This is a genomic window from Deinococcus sp. KSM4-11 (assembly GCF_004801415.1).
Taxonomy (GTDB): domain Bacteria; phylum Deinococcota; class Deinococci; order Deinococcales; family Deinococcaceae; genus Deinococcus.
Window position 1 is genome coordinate 190,581 of record NZ_SSNX01000003.1, and the last position, 13,351, is coordinate 203,931.

Sequence of the window (13,351 nt, forward strand, 5' to 3'; positions counted from 1 at the left end):
TGGAGACAGCAATTGACGGCCCGCTGATGGGGTCTGACGGCGCACTCAGAATCCGGGGGTGCTGGCGGGTGGATCAGGCGGACGGCAGCGTCAGGCCGCGCAGCCACGCGGCGGTGAGGTCGGCATCCTGCGCGGTGAGTTCATGTCCGGCGGCCAGCAGGTGCTCCTCGACGTTCGCGCCGACGGATGTCAGATACGGCACGACGGGCGCGGCGAAGGGCTGGTACGAATCGCGGGCGCCGCTGGTCACGAGCACGGGGAGGCCGTTCAGGGGCGTTCCCGGCGGCTCGTCCATGGGCATCACGGGGCGCAGCAGCACCGCCCCCGCCCAGGCGTCTGGATGCCAGGCGAGGCTCGCCAGGGCGATGTTCGCCCCGTTGCTGTAGCCCAGGGCCACGACCTTCGTCGCGTCCAGGCCGTATGCCTGCGCGGCCTGGGCGACGAAGTGCGCGAGCGCCGCCCCCTCGGACAGCAGGTGGGGCTGGTCGTAGGCCGTGGCGGTGAAGCGCCGGAAGAAGCGCGGTGAGCCCTCCTCCAGCGATCGGCCCTGCACGCCCAGCAGGGTCGCGGTCGGTGCGACCTGCCGTCCGAAGTCCAGGAGCTGATGCTCGTTCCCGCCCGTGCCGTGCAGCAGCAGCAGGGTCAGGTCGCCCGTGCCGCGTTCCAGATGATGAATCCAGTTGAGGTCTGTCATGTGCGCTCCAGGGGGTAGAAACTTCAGTCGATCGGCTTGAGGTTCGCCACGATCTGCTCGCGGCGGGCTTCCAGAAAGGGGGCCAGGACGATCTTGTCGCCCAGGGTGGCCATGTCCTCGTCCACGCCGAAGCCGGGGCCGTCGGTGGCGATCTCGTACAGGATGCCGTTGGGCTCCCGGAAGTACAGGCTGCGAAACCAGTAGCGGTCCACCTCGCCGCTCGTCTGGAGGCCGAAATGCCGGAAGTGCTCGGTCCAGGCGTGGTACTCGTCCTCGTTCGGGGTGCGGAAGGCGACGTGGTGCACGCCGCCCGCGCCGGGCGTGGCGGGGGAAAGGTCTGGCCGCACGGCCACGTGCAGTTCCGCGTGCGGGCCGCCGCCGGCGCCCATCTCGTACACGTGCACGGTGTGCGCGGGGCTCTCGGGATCGGGGTACTCGCGCACGGGACGTAGGTTCATGACCTTCTGGAGCACCACATCGGTATTGCGCAGGTTCGGTACGGTCAGGGTGATTGCCCCCAGGCCCCGGATCTGGTGCTCGGCAGGCACGGGACTGCCTGGCCAGGGGGTCGGCGGATCGCCCGCGCCGCCGTCCGTGACGAGCATCAGGCGCTGGCCCTCGCGATCCTCGAAGTCCAGCACATGGCGGCCGTCGCGCTCCACGATCTCGCCATGCGCCACGTTCAGGTCGCCCAGGCGGCCCTGCCAGTACGCGAGACTCGCGTCGTCCCTGACGCGCAGGCCGGTGCGGGTCACGGTGTTGTTCCCGCGCCGTTCGCGGGGCACGTTCCAGTCGAAGAAGGTGATGTCCGTGCCGGGATGCCCGACGTTGTCGGCGTAGAACAGGTGGTAGGCGCTGACGTCGTCCTGGTTCACGCTGCGCTTGACGAGGCGCATGCCCAGATCCTGGGTGTAGAAGCGTTTGTTCTCGCGGATGTTCCCGGAGACGGCGGTCAGGTGGTGGAACCCGGTGAGGTTGAGGGTCATGGTGTCTCCTGGGAGGGTCAGACGGTGAGGGGGCGCAGGTGGGCTTCGATGGTCGCGCGGCGCGCTTCGAGGAAAGGCGGCAGGGCCAGCCGCACGCCCAGGTCATCCACGGATTCGTCGGTGGTGAAGCCGGGGCCATCCGTGGCGAGTTCGATGACCAGGCCGTTGCCGTCCTTGATGTAGATGCTGCGGAAGTAGTGCCGGTCGACCAGACCGCTGTTGCCGAAGCCCTGATCCGCCAGGTGCAGCAGCCAGCGGGCCATGTCCTCCTGGTCGTGGACGCGCAGGGCGACGTGGTGGACACCGCCGGCACCGGGTTTCGCGCGCGGCAGGTCGTTCCGGACGGTCACGTGCAGTTCCGCGTGGGGGCCACCGTCCGCCATTCCGTACACGTGGGTCGGGTGCCCGTCCAGAGCGTACACGCGCGCTTCTTCGAGATTCAGGCCGCGCGTCAGGAGGTCGTGCGTGGGGCCCAGATCCGCGACCGTGAAGGCGCTGTAGCCGAGGCCCTGAATCTGATCGTCGTCGGGCACGTCGGTGTGCGGGTTCGGCTCGCCGCGCGGCCCCTCTCCCCCGTCGTCGATCAGCGACAGGCGGGTGCCGTCCACGTCCTCCAGGTCGAGGTGCAGGCGGCCGTCCCGGACGTGGATCTCCCCATGGGGTACGCCCAGGTCGTCCAGGCGGGCCGCCCACGCGCTCAGGGCCGGTGCGCCCGTCACGCGGAAGGTCGTGCGGGTGATCGCGTCCACACCCCGGTGCTCGCGGGCCGCGCGGGGAAAGTCGAAGAAGGTCATGTCGGTGCCGGGACTGCCCACGCCGTCGGCGTAGAACAGGTGGTACATGCCGGGCGAGTCCTGGTTGACGGTCTTCTTGACCAGCCGCAGGCCCAGAGAGCGCGTGTAGAAGTCGTGGTTCGCGGCGATGTCGGCGCTCAGGGCGCTGACGTGGTGAAGCCCGCCCAGCGGAGCGGGCCATCGAGTCGGCAGGGTGGTCATGGGGTGTCCTCCTGAAAGCGCGTCCAGAGACCGGCGAGCAGTTCGGTCTCCTGCGGGGAGAGCTTGTCGAGAAACCGGCGGCGCACCTCGCGCAGGTGACGGGCGTGGATACGGCGCAGTTTCTCCTCGCCGATGGAGGTCAGGTAGACCTCCCAGCCACGGCCGTCTTCGGGGCAGCGGCGGCGGCCGATCAGACCCAGACGCTGCACCTTGTCGGCCAGTCGGGTCAGGCCGCCCCCGGAGAAGCGCAGCGTGCGGGCCAGTTCGGTCATCCGCATGCCGCTCAGCCCCGCCTCCTGCAGGGTGGTGAGCAGCTCGTACGCCGGAAGGTTCAGGTCGTCCCGAGCGAGTTCGCTGTCCAGGCCCTTCCAGAGGGTGTCGTGCGCGTGCAGGAAGCCGCGCCAGGCCTGCTTTTCGGTGGGAGTGAGGTTCAGCATCGGGCGCTCCTGGCCGGGTTGCGTGCTCCTTCCCGGCGATGACCAGAATATACTTGCTTTGCAAAGCAAATTCAAGTGGGGGAATGGAACTGGTTGCAGAACCAACGTCCCACACACGCTCAGACCCGCTGGCCCCGGCTCGAGCCCCGCGTAACGCCCCCTGCGATCAGATGCGCGGCCCGCAGCGGCTCGGGAATGCGGCCCGTGACCGTCAGGGCGGCCAGCGCTTCTTCCGCCTGCGTGGGCGTCAACCCGGCGCGCTGCACCCACACGCCCGCGCAGGACTCCATCTCCCCGGCCGCCTGCACCAGCCGCCACTTGCGCGCCCCGCCGGGCACATGCGCCAGGAGCGCTATCCGCACCGCCTCCAGATTCGGCGGCCGGCGGGCCACGACCAGTATCGGGCAGCCCGTGGCCTCGTACAGCGCCGCGATCTCCACCACGTTGAAGCCCGCCAGCGCGATGCCCTGAAGGAGGATCAGCCGCACCTGCTCGCCCGCCAGGACGGTCAGCCGGGCCAGTTCGGCCGTGCTGTTGCGGCCGTCGCGCCGCACCCGTCCGGACACCACGCCGTGCAGCGTCCGACCCGCGTAGACCGCGCCGAACACGCGGACGTCGCCCCGCCAGGCACGGCCGAAAGGAGCGTCGTCGAAGCCGATGGCATGCACCCCGTTCACCCGTGCAGGCTATCCGCCAGTTGGCCCATGCACTTCTGACCATCCGGAGTCACACTGCGGCCATGACCGCACTGTCCCGTAACGAACTGAAGGCCACGGCCTTCGACCCCCGCAGCGCCCCGCAGGAACAGCGACTCGCGGTCGGCCGGTTGCTGCGCGATGCCTTCGTCTTCGCCTACCCCGGCGATCCGCCGCCGCTGCCCGAGAAAGAGGCGATCAGCCTGGCCCAGCTGAACCCGGACGAGCAGATGGATCACTTCGTGGTCTGGGACGGAGACCGGGCCGTCGGCTGGGCCAAGCTGGGGTACGACCTCAAGCAGAACACCCACTCCGCCCACGCGCGCATCGTGGTGCACCCCACCAGGCGCCGTCAGGGGCTCGGCACCCGCCTGTGGGCCGCGCTGCGCGAGGTCGCCGACCGCGAGGGCCGCCGCGTGGTCATGGCGGGCACGTCCAGCCGCTCGCCGGCGGGTGAGGCGTTCGCCGAGCACCTGGGGGCCGAGGCTGCGCTCCCCAACCGGCAGAGCCAGCTTGACCTGAGCACCGTGGACGCTGACCTGCTGGCCCGCTGGCAGACTCGGCCGGACGGTGACCCGTACCGCCTGCACGTCTGGCGCACCATCCCGGACGAGTACTTGGAGCGCATGGCGGACATGATGATGGTTATGAACACCGCACCGCGCGGCGACCTGGAGATGGAGGACTGGACGATCACCACCGACATGATCCGGGCGTGGGACGCCATGCTGGAGGAGGCCGGCGAGGTGCGCTTCCTGATGGCGGTCGAGGACACGCGCAGCGGACAGATCGACAGCTTTACGGAGATGTTCTGGCAGCCGGAGCGGGCCGCCCTGCTGCACCAGGGGGCGACCGGCGTGCGTCCCATGGCACGTGGCCTGGGCCTGGGCAAATGGGTGAAGGCGGCCATGATCGAGCATGTCCGGAGGCAGTGTCCGGAAGCCCGCTTCGTCCGCACCAACAACGCCACGGTCAACGAGGCCATGCTCGGCATCAACGAGGCCATGGGCTTCGAGCCCTGGGCGACGTTCACAGAGTGGCAGCTCAAGCTTTCATGAAGCAGATGATCTCGTGTCCACCGTACACTAAGCATACCCAACAATCGAATCCGACCGGGTGAAGTCGGCGGGTACCCCGCAACAAGAGCGGGGTTTTTTCATGCCGGTCGGAATCGAAAGGATGCGAAGCGCTCACTAACCTGGCCTGACCCCATACCGACCTACACCGCAACACTGTGCGGGTCGGGTTCATCCAAGGCACCCCTATCGCAGTCGCAACGACGGTCTGTCCAATCCGCGGCGGATTCACCGCACTCACCAAGCCCGACCGCGCCGAGCCTGCCAGTCTCAATATAACTAGGGCGTGTTCTCATGGGCCAGGGTCAAGTCTGGTCCTCGCCTGTGAGTACCTGACTCACGAACGCACGCGTCGACATTCCTTCCGGAAGGCCCGGAACAGGTAGATCTAACTCAAGCACCTGTAACCCTTGCTCATCTGCTACCTCAACCGTGCTGCCTGGCGCCGCGAAGAGCGTCACGTCCTGCTCGCCCCAAACGAATTCAACCTCTTGTGCACGCACACCGTGAACCGTCACGGTGACCGTCACACCGCTCAGGAGCACGACCTCTTCCCCCCACGGCTCCAGCACCAACGTCACGTCGTGCGGCTTGTCATTGCGAGCTTGTAAAACAATGGGAAGGGGGTCAGGAGAAGGCTTCATGCCCGTATTGTGCCTGTCAGTGCGCGATTCCTGATTCGGCCGCTTCAGTTGGCAGCCACGCCAATACCACCGCAATGGTCAGCCAAGTCAAATAATGGAGCTGCCGTTTGTCATATCGCGTCGCTACTCGGCGGTAGCGCTTGAGCCGAGCGATCGCCCGCTCAATTTGATTCCGCTCACGGTACATCCGATGGTCGTACGCTTGGGGGCGGCGATGATTCCGCTTAGGTGGGATCACAGCGCGAATGCCTCGACGAGTCAGCTCTTGACGAGCGACACCATTGCTGTACCCGCGGTCGCCCACCAATTGCTTCGGGCGTTGCTTGGGTCGCCCAGGACCGTAACGTTTCACCTTCCCCCCGTCGAGCAGTGGGCGAAAGCCGACCATGTCGTGGCGCTCACCACCAGTGAGGTGAAGAGCGAGCGGTTTCCCCTGCCCCTCGCACTTGAGGTGTAGTTTGGTGCTGAACCCACCTCGGGAGCGGCCGAGCGCTTCATGCTGTTGACCTCCTTGTGCCCCTGCGGCATGTTGATGGGCTCGGACGACGGTGGAGTCGATGTACTGCTTGTTCCAGTCAATGTCACCTTGCCCGTCAGCAAGTTGCTGAAGCTGTGCGAGGACGCGCGTCCACACGGCTTGGTGGCCCCAGCGGTAGAAGCGCGTAGCGACGGAGCTCCAGTTGCCGAAGCAAGGCGGGAGATCCCGCCAGGGCGCACCCGTACGGAGGAGCCACAGGATGGCGTTGACGAAGGTTCGCTCGTCGAGACGGGGACGACCACCGATACCACGTGCGGCAGGGAGATGCGGTTGCAGGGCAGCCCATTGGTCGTTTGTCAGATCATGGCGATGGAGAGCACTCAAAGCCTGTCAGGTTATCGAGCAACCGTGAGCACACGCCCTAGCGACGGCCGAGCAGGCGGGCGACCGAAGTCAGCAGGGAGGGCGCCGGCGTGGTCGGCTCTTCCTCGTCGACAAGGAACACCGAACCGTGCGTGAGATCCACCGGGATACGCGGCGTCAGATCCTCCAGCTCGATTTCAACTTCATCCCATTCCAGAACGCGGCGGACATGTCGGCCATACTCCACGCTGGTCATACCTCAGCATGAAGAAGGAACTCTTTCTAAAGTCTTACAAGCCTTAGACCCCCCCAACTCGCTTTCCGTGACAGGCCTGTGACACCAGCGCCGCCATGACGGGCACAAGAGCAAAAAGAGGCCGCCCAGCAGCGGCCCCTTCGTCAGCGACGCGGTTCTGCGCTCAGCCAGCCCAGCTCAGGTGGCTGCACGCGTTGCCCTGACGGGGGCGTGTGGCCTGAGTGCGACCGTTGAGGGGCTGCAGCGCCAGCCGGGGCGCGGGGGCCTTCAGGGTCAGGGGGGAGCGGGGAACGTTCATACCATCAAGTGTGAAGGCCGCCAGCAGTGGGTGGATGATACCCCCCTTTAACTGGCGCCCAGTCAGGGTTTAGGAACGGATCAGAAAGCGGGGGTTCCACCCTACCCCCCCATTTCCACGGCCTGCCCATATCGCAGAGCACTCCAGGTCTCTAGACGGCGTGCTGGACGACATCAATTCACTCTCATCACAGTGGTTCCAGTTTTATTCCCGCAGGGTGATCGCGAGCCGTAAGAATGTTGTGATGAGCGTTGACGTCAGCAGTTGGCGATCTTCTACGAGATCACTCACCCAAGCTGACAGGTCTCATCCAGGCCGAGTGATCCCAGTCGGAGGAATCTGCCCCAGGGCGGCGCTAGAGAGACCTTGGCATCCCAGGTGAATAGCGCCGTAGGACGAGGTTCAGCGGATCGGTTCGATCCCCCGCAAGGCCAGGTCCGGAAGTGTGGCCGAAGAACAGCGCTGGCAGTGCCACATGATAAAAATGAAAATGGCTTAATACGACAAACTTCACACCTGGACATCTTTGCCGTCCCCAACTGCATTGAGCGTAGATGAGACATGAGACTTCCAGACAGCGGTCGGGCACATCTCAGTCTGATCTCCTGACTGGTGATGAAATCCTCCCTGCTCCTTCTCGTCCCGATCCTGGCGTTGACTCTCGCCGCCTGCGGACAGCCATCAACCACAGTACCCACCTCCGACGCTAGCCTCGCCAGCATGACCGGACTGACCACGGCGACACCCACCACCTTGAGCGTGGGCCAGACCCGGCAGTTCAACGTGACTATCAGCGGGCGCCCCGCACAACCCGGCCAGCTGAAGTGGACGACCACCAACGGCAGCGTTGCCCCGGTAACGCAGACGGGACTGGTGACCGCGAAAGCCACCGGCAGCGCCACCGTGCGCGCCGCACTCGCCTCGAACATCAGCGCCTACATCGAGTTCCCGGTGGTCGTGCAGGCGACTTCAACCACTCTTCCACCCACGGGCACCGCGCCCGGCGGCACCTTCGCGCAGCGCGTCCTCGACCTGACGAACGCCGCCCGTGCCCAGGCCCGCACCTGCGGCACGACCAGTTACGCGGCGACCACGGCCCTGACATACAACACCGCGCTGGAACAAGCGGCGCAGGGGCACGCGACCGACATGGCCACCCGAAACTACTTCTCGCACACCAGCCAGGATGGGCGCACCTTCGACCAGCGCATCACAGCCGCCGGGTACACCTGGACACGCATCGCGGAGAATATCGCCGCCGGTCAGAGCACTCCGGAGAGCGTGGTTGCGGGCTGGCTGACCAGCGCCGGGCACTGCGCGAACATCATGAACCCCGCCCTGAAGGAACTCGGCGTGGGTTACGCCCAGGGTGGCAGCTACGGCCACTACTGGGTGCAGGACTTCGGCACGCGCTGAACCGCAACGGATGGAGTGGCCACGCTGAGCACAGGGCCGCCCCATTCGGTTCCCCAGGTTGGCTGAACAATCCCAGCCCCACTCCCTCCTACCCCAGCGCGATGCGGAAGTTCCGCAGTTCGTAGCCCTTGATGACTTCGTTGTACGTCACAGTGGGCGGCGTCACGACCCGCAGGTCGTTCCAGATCAGCAGGCGGCGCAGCAGCACATCGCTCTCGCGGATCGCCAGGAACGCGCCGGGGCAGCGGTGGTGGCCATCGCCGAACGACAGCACCGGCGCCTGCACGCCGCGCGGCAGGGAGCGGCCCGGACACAGCTGCGCGGCGTCCTCACCGGCCATGGTCGGGTCGGCGTTGGTGTTCGGGACGTTCAACGCAAGCACGCTGCCCTGTGGGATGAGCTGGCCGCCGATCTGCATGTCCGTCTGGGCGCGGCGGTACAGGGTGTTCACGACGGGTTCGAGCCGCAGGATCTCGTGCAGGATGGCGTGCCGCTCAGGTTCCGTACCGTGCACGTAGTCGGCCCGCAGTTCCGGGCGCTGGAGCAGGTGCCACGCGGCGACCGAGATGAACTCGCGGGTGGTGACCATGCCTGCTGTGCCGTAGGTGAGGCACTCGGTCAGGATTTCCAGGTCGCTGTAGTCCTTGTCGAGCAGGTGGCTGATCAGGTCGTCGCGGCGCTGCTTGCGGCGGGCCTGAATGGCGGGTTTCACGTCCAGCGCGTAGAACATCGGCACGTCCACCAGCTGGTGGAGCCGCGCGGCGAGGGTCTGGGTGTTCTCCGTACCGGGTTCACTGTCCCCCTCGCCCTCGACGAATGCCATGACGCGGCGTTGCAGGCCCGGCAGCAGCGAGTCGGTCAGACCGACGACCTGGGCGGCCACCTGCACGGCCATGGTCAGGCTCAGGTCGTCGAGGTTCCCCTCGCCCTGGCGGACCAGGTCGCCCACCAGCCGGTCGGCGAGGCCCGCGATGAACGGGTGGTACGCGGCCACGGCGGTCGGCGTGAAGTAGCGGGCCGTGTCCCGCCGCATGTCATGGTGCTCCTGGCCCTCGGTGTAGAGCACCGGCTGGTGCTTCAGGGCACTCAGCTGCGTGACCATATCTGCGCCGAAGCCCGCCTGGGCCGTGTCCTCGGAGCGCAGCACCTCGCGGGCCACCTGGAAGTCGTTCACGCGGTAGATGCCGCGCCCGTCCAGTTCGACCGGCCCGCCCGGCTGCGCCGTCAGATCGGGCTTACGCGTTAGGGACGCCTGAGCATGCGGAAAGGGGCACTTGCCCTGACCGGTTCGGGTCTGGCCGTGCGGGTCGGAACCTTCGGGAATGGCGCTGGTCATGGGATCTCCTCCGGGGGCATGTCGGTGAGGGTGGCGAGGTGTTCCAGGCTGACGGTGAGGGGTTCCAGTCCCGATCCAAGGGCGTCCAGAGCAGGGCCGACGAGGGTGCTGACCGCATGCAGGGACGTTTCCCACAGCGTCTGCCCGGACGGGGTGACCTCCAGGCGGCGGAACCGGGCATTCCCGGGGTGGCTCTGGCGGGTGATGGCCCCTAGTCCGGTGAGCCGGTCGAGGATGCGCGTCACCTCGTACTTGGGCACGTCCAGCACGCGGGCCAGTTCGCCGGGCGACGTCGGACTGCCCTGCACGTAACTCAGCGCGATGAAGGCGCGCAGATCGAGTCCATGCCGGCCCAGTTCGCTGTTCGCCCGGCCGGACAGGCCCTGCCACACGCTCCAGTACGCCGTCAGGAAGCGCAGCGGCTGCACGCGTAAATCAGGGATCGAAGGTAGTGGGGCCTCGCTAGTGGGCACAGTTGCAGTATGCAACAGTGAAGGTGAGGAAGCTGCTGGCCGCGAAGCGCCCCGCCCCGCCACCTACACTGGACACCCAGGAGGACTCATGACCGCACCCCGCAGCGCCGGCTTGTTCGCGCCGGATATCCTCGCCGATCCGTACCCCATGTACGCCGACCTGCGCGCCCAGCCCGGCGCGTTCTGGCAACCGCACCCGCGCGGCACCGGCGGCATGTGGATGCTGACCCGCTACGGTGACGTGGAACAGGCGCTCAAGGATCAGCGCCTGACCAAGGACGTCACCAAAGTCCGCGACGCGGGCGAGGAGGTCATGCCGGGCAACATGCTCGACCGCGATCCGCCGGATCACACCCGCATGCGGCAGCTGGTCGCCCACGCCTTCACGCCCCGCGTGATCGAGGAGCAGGAAGCGCACATCCGCAGCATTGCCCGCACCCTGCTCTCCCGCGTGACGCCCGGCCAGCCGTTCGAGGCCATGCGGAACTACGCCATGCCCCTCCCCGTCATCGTGATCGCGGAACTGCTGGGCGTCCCGGAAGCCGACCGCGACCTCTTCCGCCAGTGGTCCGGCGACTTCATCGACGGCAGCGACTTCGCCACCGCCACGCCAGAATCGGCCGAGAAGGCACAGCAGAGCATCATGGCCCTGGGCGGCTACTTTGCCGAGCTGGTCGAGACCCGCCGCGCCGCCCCGCAGGACGACCTGATCAGCCACCTCGTCCGCGCCGAGGAGGAACTGGGGGCATTAAAGCCCGGCGAACTCGTCTCGAACTGCCTGCTGCTGGTCATCGCCGGGCACGAGACGACCGTGAACCTGATCGGCAACGGCCTGCTGGCGCTGCTGAACCACCCCGCCGAACTGGCCCGCCTGCGCGCCCAGCCAGCGCTGCTTCCTACCGCCATCGAGGAGATGCTGCGCTACGACCCGCCCGTGCAGCGCGCCCTGTTCCGCGCCGCCCTGGAAGACATCGAGATCGGCGGCCAGCACGTGAAGAAAGGCGAGCAGGTCAGCGCCGTGATCGGGGCGGCCAACCGCGATCCGGCCGTGTTCCCGGACCCTGACCGCTTCGACATCATCCGCAGCCCCAACCGGCACCTGTCCTTCGGGCGCGGCCTGCACTTCTGCCTGGGCGCTCCACTGGCGAAGCTGGAAGCCAGGGTGGCCTTCGAGGAGCTGTTGACGGCCTTTCCACAGATGGAGCTGAAAGGCTTTACGAGGCGGCCGAGCAGCATGTTCCGGGGATTGGGGGAATTGTGGATGGAATGAAGTTCCACACCTTAGTCCTGACGCGGCATACGTCTGGCGCAGATCGGCCATCGCGCCTACGCCATGAGCCGCATGCGTTCAGATCCAGACGCTGCGACACTGCCTGCTGGTGTTCGTAGCTCCTCCGGCAGAGCGTCCGAGTGTGATTCGGAAGGCAGCGGGTTCAAGTCCCGCCGATCACCCCACCGGAGGGATGGCAGAGTCCGGCTGATTGCACCCGCTTGCTAGGCGGGAGGGGTGTACGCCCCCGCAGGTTCGAATCCTGCTCCCTTCGCCAATGCACCGCCCGGCAGTCCGATGGCTGCCGGGCATTCTCCTGGGCTGCTCACAGCGGGATGTTCCCGTGCTTCTTGTATGGCCGCTGCTCCTGCTTGTCCCTCAGCATGGTGAAGGTCTGGATCAGGCGATGGCGCGTGGTTTCCATGGGAATCACGTCGTCGATGTAGCCCTTCGCCGCGGCGATGTACGGGTTGTCGAAGGTCTCCTTGTACTTGGCGACCAGCTCGGCGCGGGTGGCGGCCGGATTCTCGGAGTCCTTGATCTCCTTGCGGTACACGATATTCGCCGCGCCCTCGGCGCCCATGACGGCCACGGCGGCGGTCGGCCACGCGTACACCACGTCGGCGCCCATGTCCTTGCTGTTCATGGCGAGGTACGCGCCGCCATAGCTTTTGCGGGTGATCAGCGTGACCTTCGGCACGGTGGCCTCGGCGTAGGCGTAGAGCATCTTCGCGCCGTGACGGATGATCCCGCCGTACTCCTGCTGCGTGCCGGGCAGGAAGCCGGTCACGTCGACCAGCGTCAGGATCGGGATGTTGTAGCAGTCGCAGGTGCGGATAAAGCGCGCGGCCTTGTCGGAGGCGTCGATGTTCAGAGTGCCCGCCATGACCTTAGGGTTGTTGGCGACAATGCCGACCGGGCTGCCGTCCAGGTGCGCGAAGCCCACAATGATGTTCTTGGCCCAGTCCGGCTGGATTTCGAGGAATTCGGCGCTGTCCACCAGTTCGTGGATAACGTCGTGCATGGCGTAGGGCCGGCGTTGATCCGGCGTGACGAGGTCGAGCAGTTTCTCGGTGCGGCGCGTGGCCGGATCGCGGTTCTCACGCACCGGGGGCTGCTCGCGGGCGTTCTGCGGCAGGTACGTGAGCAGGTGCCGGATACCGTCGAGCACGGCCTCGTCGCCGTCGTAGGCGAGGTGGGCCACGCCGGACTTGCGGGTATGCACGTCGGCGCCGCCCAGCGTGTCGAAGGTCACGTCCTCGCGCGTGACGCTCTTGATGACTTCGGGGCCGGTGATGAACATGTAGCTGCTGCCCCGGCTCATCAGGATGAAGTCCGTGAGGGCGGGGCTGTACACCGCGCCGCCCGCGCACGGTCCCAGGATGGCGCTGATCTGCGGCACCGCGCCGGAGTAGATGGCGTTGCGGTAGAAGATCTCGCCGTAGCCGGACAGGGAGTCCACGCCCTCCTGGATGCGCGCCCCGGCGCTGTCGTTCAGGCCGATGACGGGGCAGCCGGTCTTGGCGGCGAGGTCCATGATCTTCGTCACCTTCGCCGCGTGGCGTTTGCCCAGGCTGCCGCCCAGAACCGTGAAGTCCTGGGAGAACACGAACACCTGCCGCCCCCCGATGGTGCCGCTGCCGGTGACCACCCCCTCGCCGGGGGCTTCCACGCCGTCCATCAGGCGGTTGCGGGCGTGCTGCACGAAGGTGCTGGTCTCCAGGAACGAGCCAGGGTCGAGCAGGTACTCGATCCGCTCGCGGGCGGTCAGTTTGCCGCCCTCGTGCTGCTTCTGAGCCCGCTCCGGGCCGCCGCCGGCCTCGACCTTGGCGCGGCGTTGCTCCATGGCGGCGATCAGTTCCTGCAATTCCACGGCGGGTTGGGTCATGCTGTCACTGTACCCAAACGGGTGTTAGGGCGCGGCGCTCCCGGAC

15 protein-coding genes and 2 tRNA genes are annotated in these 13,351 nt (G+C 66.8%); 5 read left to right on the plus strand and 12 right to left on the minus strand.

What is annotated here, in order from left to right; translation table 11 throughout:
* Positions 1 to 73: 73 nt before the first annotated feature.
* The 5 genes from E7T09_RS10820 to E7T09_RS10840 all read right to left on the minus strand — a co-directional run bounded on the left by E7T09_RS10820 (position 74) and on the right by E7T09_RS10840 (position 3,780).
* The gene (locus E7T09_RS10820; protein ID WP_136389196.1) at positions 74 to 694 is read right to left on the minus strand and encodes an alpha/beta hydrolase; all 621 of its coding nucleotides are present in this window, start codon (positions 692 to 694) and stop codon (positions 74 to 76) included.
* A 23-nt stretch (positions 695 to 717) separates the two neighbouring features.
* Positions 718 to 1,680 carry a ring-cleaving dioxygenase gene (locus E7T09_RS10825; protein ID WP_136389197.1) on the minus strand — a complete coding sequence of 321 codons (963 nt, stop codon included), beginning with the start codon at positions 1,678 to 1,680 and terminating at the stop codon, positions 718 to 720.
* 17 nt (positions 1,681 to 1,697) lie between these two features.
* A complete protein-coding gene (locus E7T09_RS10830; protein ID WP_136389198.1) occupies positions 1,698 to 2,675 on the minus strand; it encodes a VOC family protein in 978 nt (325 codons plus the stop codon).
* The gene (locus E7T09_RS10835; RefSeq protein WP_136389199.1) at positions 2,672 to 3,112 is read right to left on the minus strand and encodes a MarR family winged helix-turn-helix transcriptional regulator; all 441 of its coding nucleotides are present in this window, start codon (positions 3,110 to 3,112) and stop codon (positions 2,672 to 2,674) included. Before E7T09_RS10835 ends, E7T09_RS10830 begins: the two co-directional genes overlap by 4 nt.
* Before the next feature lie 119 nt (positions 3,113 to 3,231).
* Positions 3,232 to 3,780 (minus strand): DUF99 family protein, encoded by a 549-nt coding sequence (locus E7T09_RS10840; protein ID WP_370293904.1) that lies wholly within the window; start codon positions 3,778 to 3,780, stop codon positions 3,232 to 3,234.
* Between the two features lie 71 nt (positions 3,781 to 3,851).
* On the opposite strand from E7T09_RS10840, the gene E7T09_RS10845 reads away from it, so the two are divergent.
* A complete protein-coding gene (locus E7T09_RS10845; protein ID WP_136389201.1) occupies positions 3,852 to 4,865 on the plus strand; it encodes a GNAT family N-acetyltransferase in 1,014 nt (337 codons plus the stop codon).
* A gap of 323 nt (positions 4,866 to 5,188) precedes the next feature.
* On the opposite strand, the gene E7T09_RS10850 is transcribed toward E7T09_RS10845, so the two are convergent.
* The 4 genes from E7T09_RS10850 to E7T09_RS22450 form a co-directional block, all read right to left on the minus strand.
* Positions 5,189 to 5,527: a hypothetical protein gene (locus E7T09_RS10850; RefSeq protein WP_136389202.1), complete on the minus strand. Its 339-nt coding sequence runs from the start codon at positions 5,525 to 5,527 to the stop codon at positions 5,189 to 5,191.
* Between the two features lie 16 nt (positions 5,528 to 5,543).
* Positions 5,544 to 6,389: an IS5 family transposase gene (locus tag E7T09_RS10855; protein WP_136389203.1), complete on the minus strand. Its 846-nt coding sequence runs from the start codon at positions 6,387 to 6,389 to the stop codon at positions 5,544 to 5,546.
* A 37-nt stretch (positions 6,390 to 6,426) separates the two neighbouring features.
* Positions 6,427 to 6,624: a hypothetical protein gene (locus E7T09_RS10860; protein ID WP_136389204.1), complete on the minus strand. Its 198-nt coding sequence runs from the start codon at positions 6,622 to 6,624 to the stop codon at positions 6,427 to 6,429.
* 163 nt (positions 6,625 to 6,787) lie between these two features.
* The gene (locus E7T09_RS22450; protein ID WP_255578427.1) at positions 6,788 to 6,922 is read right to left on the minus strand and encodes a hypothetical protein; all 135 of its coding nucleotides are present in this window, start codon (positions 6,920 to 6,922) and stop codon (positions 6,788 to 6,790) included.
* Positions 6,923 to 7,642: 720 nt separating this feature from the next.
* Between E7T09_RS22450 and E7T09_RS10865 the strand changes: the two genes are divergently transcribed.
* Positions 7,643 to 8,338, plus strand: a complete 696-nt coding sequence (locus tag E7T09_RS10865; RefSeq protein ID WP_240741747.1) for a CAP domain-containing protein — start codon at positions 7,643 to 7,645, stop codon at positions 8,336 to 8,338.
* 88 nt (positions 8,339 to 8,426) lie between these two features.
* Here E7T09_RS10865 and E7T09_RS10870 read toward each other — a convergent pair whose 3' ends face one another.
* Both E7T09_RS10870 and E7T09_RS10875 read right to left on the minus strand, forming a co-directional pair.
* Positions 8,427 to 9,674 carry a cytochrome P450 gene (locus tag E7T09_RS10870; protein ID WP_136389206.1) on the minus strand — a complete coding sequence of 416 codons (1,248 nt, stop codon included), beginning with the start codon at positions 9,672 to 9,674 and terminating at the stop codon, positions 8,427 to 8,429.
* Positions 9,671 to 10,102 (minus strand): MarR family winged helix-turn-helix transcriptional regulator, encoded by a 432-nt coding sequence (locus tag E7T09_RS10875; RefSeq protein ID WP_168734804.1) that lies wholly within the window; start codon positions 10,100 to 10,102, stop codon positions 9,671 to 9,673. The genes E7T09_RS10870 and E7T09_RS10875 overlap by 4 nt, the downstream gene beginning before the upstream one ends.
* Positions 10,103 to 10,235: 133 nt before the next feature.
* Here E7T09_RS10875 and E7T09_RS10880 point away from each other — a divergent pair, with 133 nt between their 5' ends.
* The 3 genes from E7T09_RS10880 (at position 10,236) to E7T09_RS10890 (ending at position 11,694) form a co-directional block, all read left to right on the plus strand.
* Positions 10,236 to 11,417 (plus strand): cytochrome P450, encoded by a 1,182-nt coding sequence (locus E7T09_RS10880; RefSeq protein WP_168734805.1) that lies wholly within the window; start codon positions 10,236 to 10,238, stop codon positions 11,415 to 11,417.
* Positions 11,418 to 11,526: 109 nt separating this feature from the next.
* Positions 11,527 to 11,602 (plus strand) — tRNA-His (locus tag E7T09_RS10885).
* 2 nt (positions 11,603 to 11,604) lie between these two features.
* Positions 11,605 to 11,694: transfer RNA gene (locus E7T09_RS10890), tRNA-Ser, on the plus strand.
* Between the two features lie 48 nt (positions 11,695 to 11,742).
* Here the strand turns inward: E7T09_RS10890 and E7T09_RS10895 are convergent.
* Positions 11,743 to 13,305, minus strand: a complete 1,563-nt coding sequence (locus E7T09_RS10895; RefSeq protein ID WP_136389209.1) for an acyl-CoA carboxylase subunit beta — start codon at positions 13,303 to 13,305, stop codon at positions 11,743 to 11,745.
* Positions 13,306 to 13,351: the final 46 nt, after the last annotated feature.

Coding starts and splice junctions, on each gene's coding strand:
- E7T09_RS10820 (WP_136389196.1), bottom strand. CDS start 694: ATGACAGACCTCAACTGGATTCATCATCTGGAACGCGGCACGGGCGAC.
- E7T09_RS10825 (WP_136389197.1), bottom strand. CDS start 1,680: ATGACCCTCAACCTCACCGGGTTCCACCACCTGACCGCCGTCTCCGGG.
- E7T09_RS10830 (WP_136389198.1), bottom strand. CDS start 2,675: ATGACCACCCTGCCGACTCGATGGCCCGCTCCGCTGGGCGGGCTTCAC.
- E7T09_RS10835 (WP_136389199.1), bottom strand. CDS start 3,112: ATGCTGAACCTCACTCCCACCGAAAAGCAGGCCTGGCGCGGCTTCCTG.
- E7T09_RS10845 (WP_136389201.1), top strand. CDS start 3,852: ATGACCGCACTGTCCCGTAACGAACTGAAGGCCACGGCCTTCGACCCC.
- E7T09_RS10850 (WP_136389202.1), bottom strand. CDS start 5,527: ATGAAGCCTTCTCCTGACCCCCTTCCCATTGTTTTACAAGCTCGCAAT.
- E7T09_RS10860 (WP_136389204.1), bottom strand. CDS start 6,624: ATGACCAGCGTGGAGTATGGCCGACATGTCCGCCGCGTTCTGGAATGG.
- E7T09_RS22450 (WP_255578427.1), bottom strand. CDS start 6,922: ATGAACGTTCCCCGCTCCCCCCTGACCCTGAAGGCCCCCGCGCCCCGG.
- E7T09_RS10865 (WP_240741747.1), top strand. CDS start 7,643: ATGACCGGACTGACCACGGCGACACCCACCACCTTGAGCGTGGGCCAG.
- E7T09_RS10870 (WP_136389206.1), bottom strand. CDS start 9,674: ATGACCAGCGCCATTCCCGAAGGTTCCGACCCGCACGGCCAGACCCGA.
- E7T09_RS10880 (WP_168734805.1), top strand. CDS start 10,236: ATGACCGCACCCCGCAGCGCCGGCTTGTTCGCGCCGGATATCCTCGCC.
- E7T09_RS10895 (WP_136389209.1), bottom strand. CDS start 13,305: ATGACCCAACCCGCCGTGGAATTGCAGGAACTGATCGCCGCCATGGAG.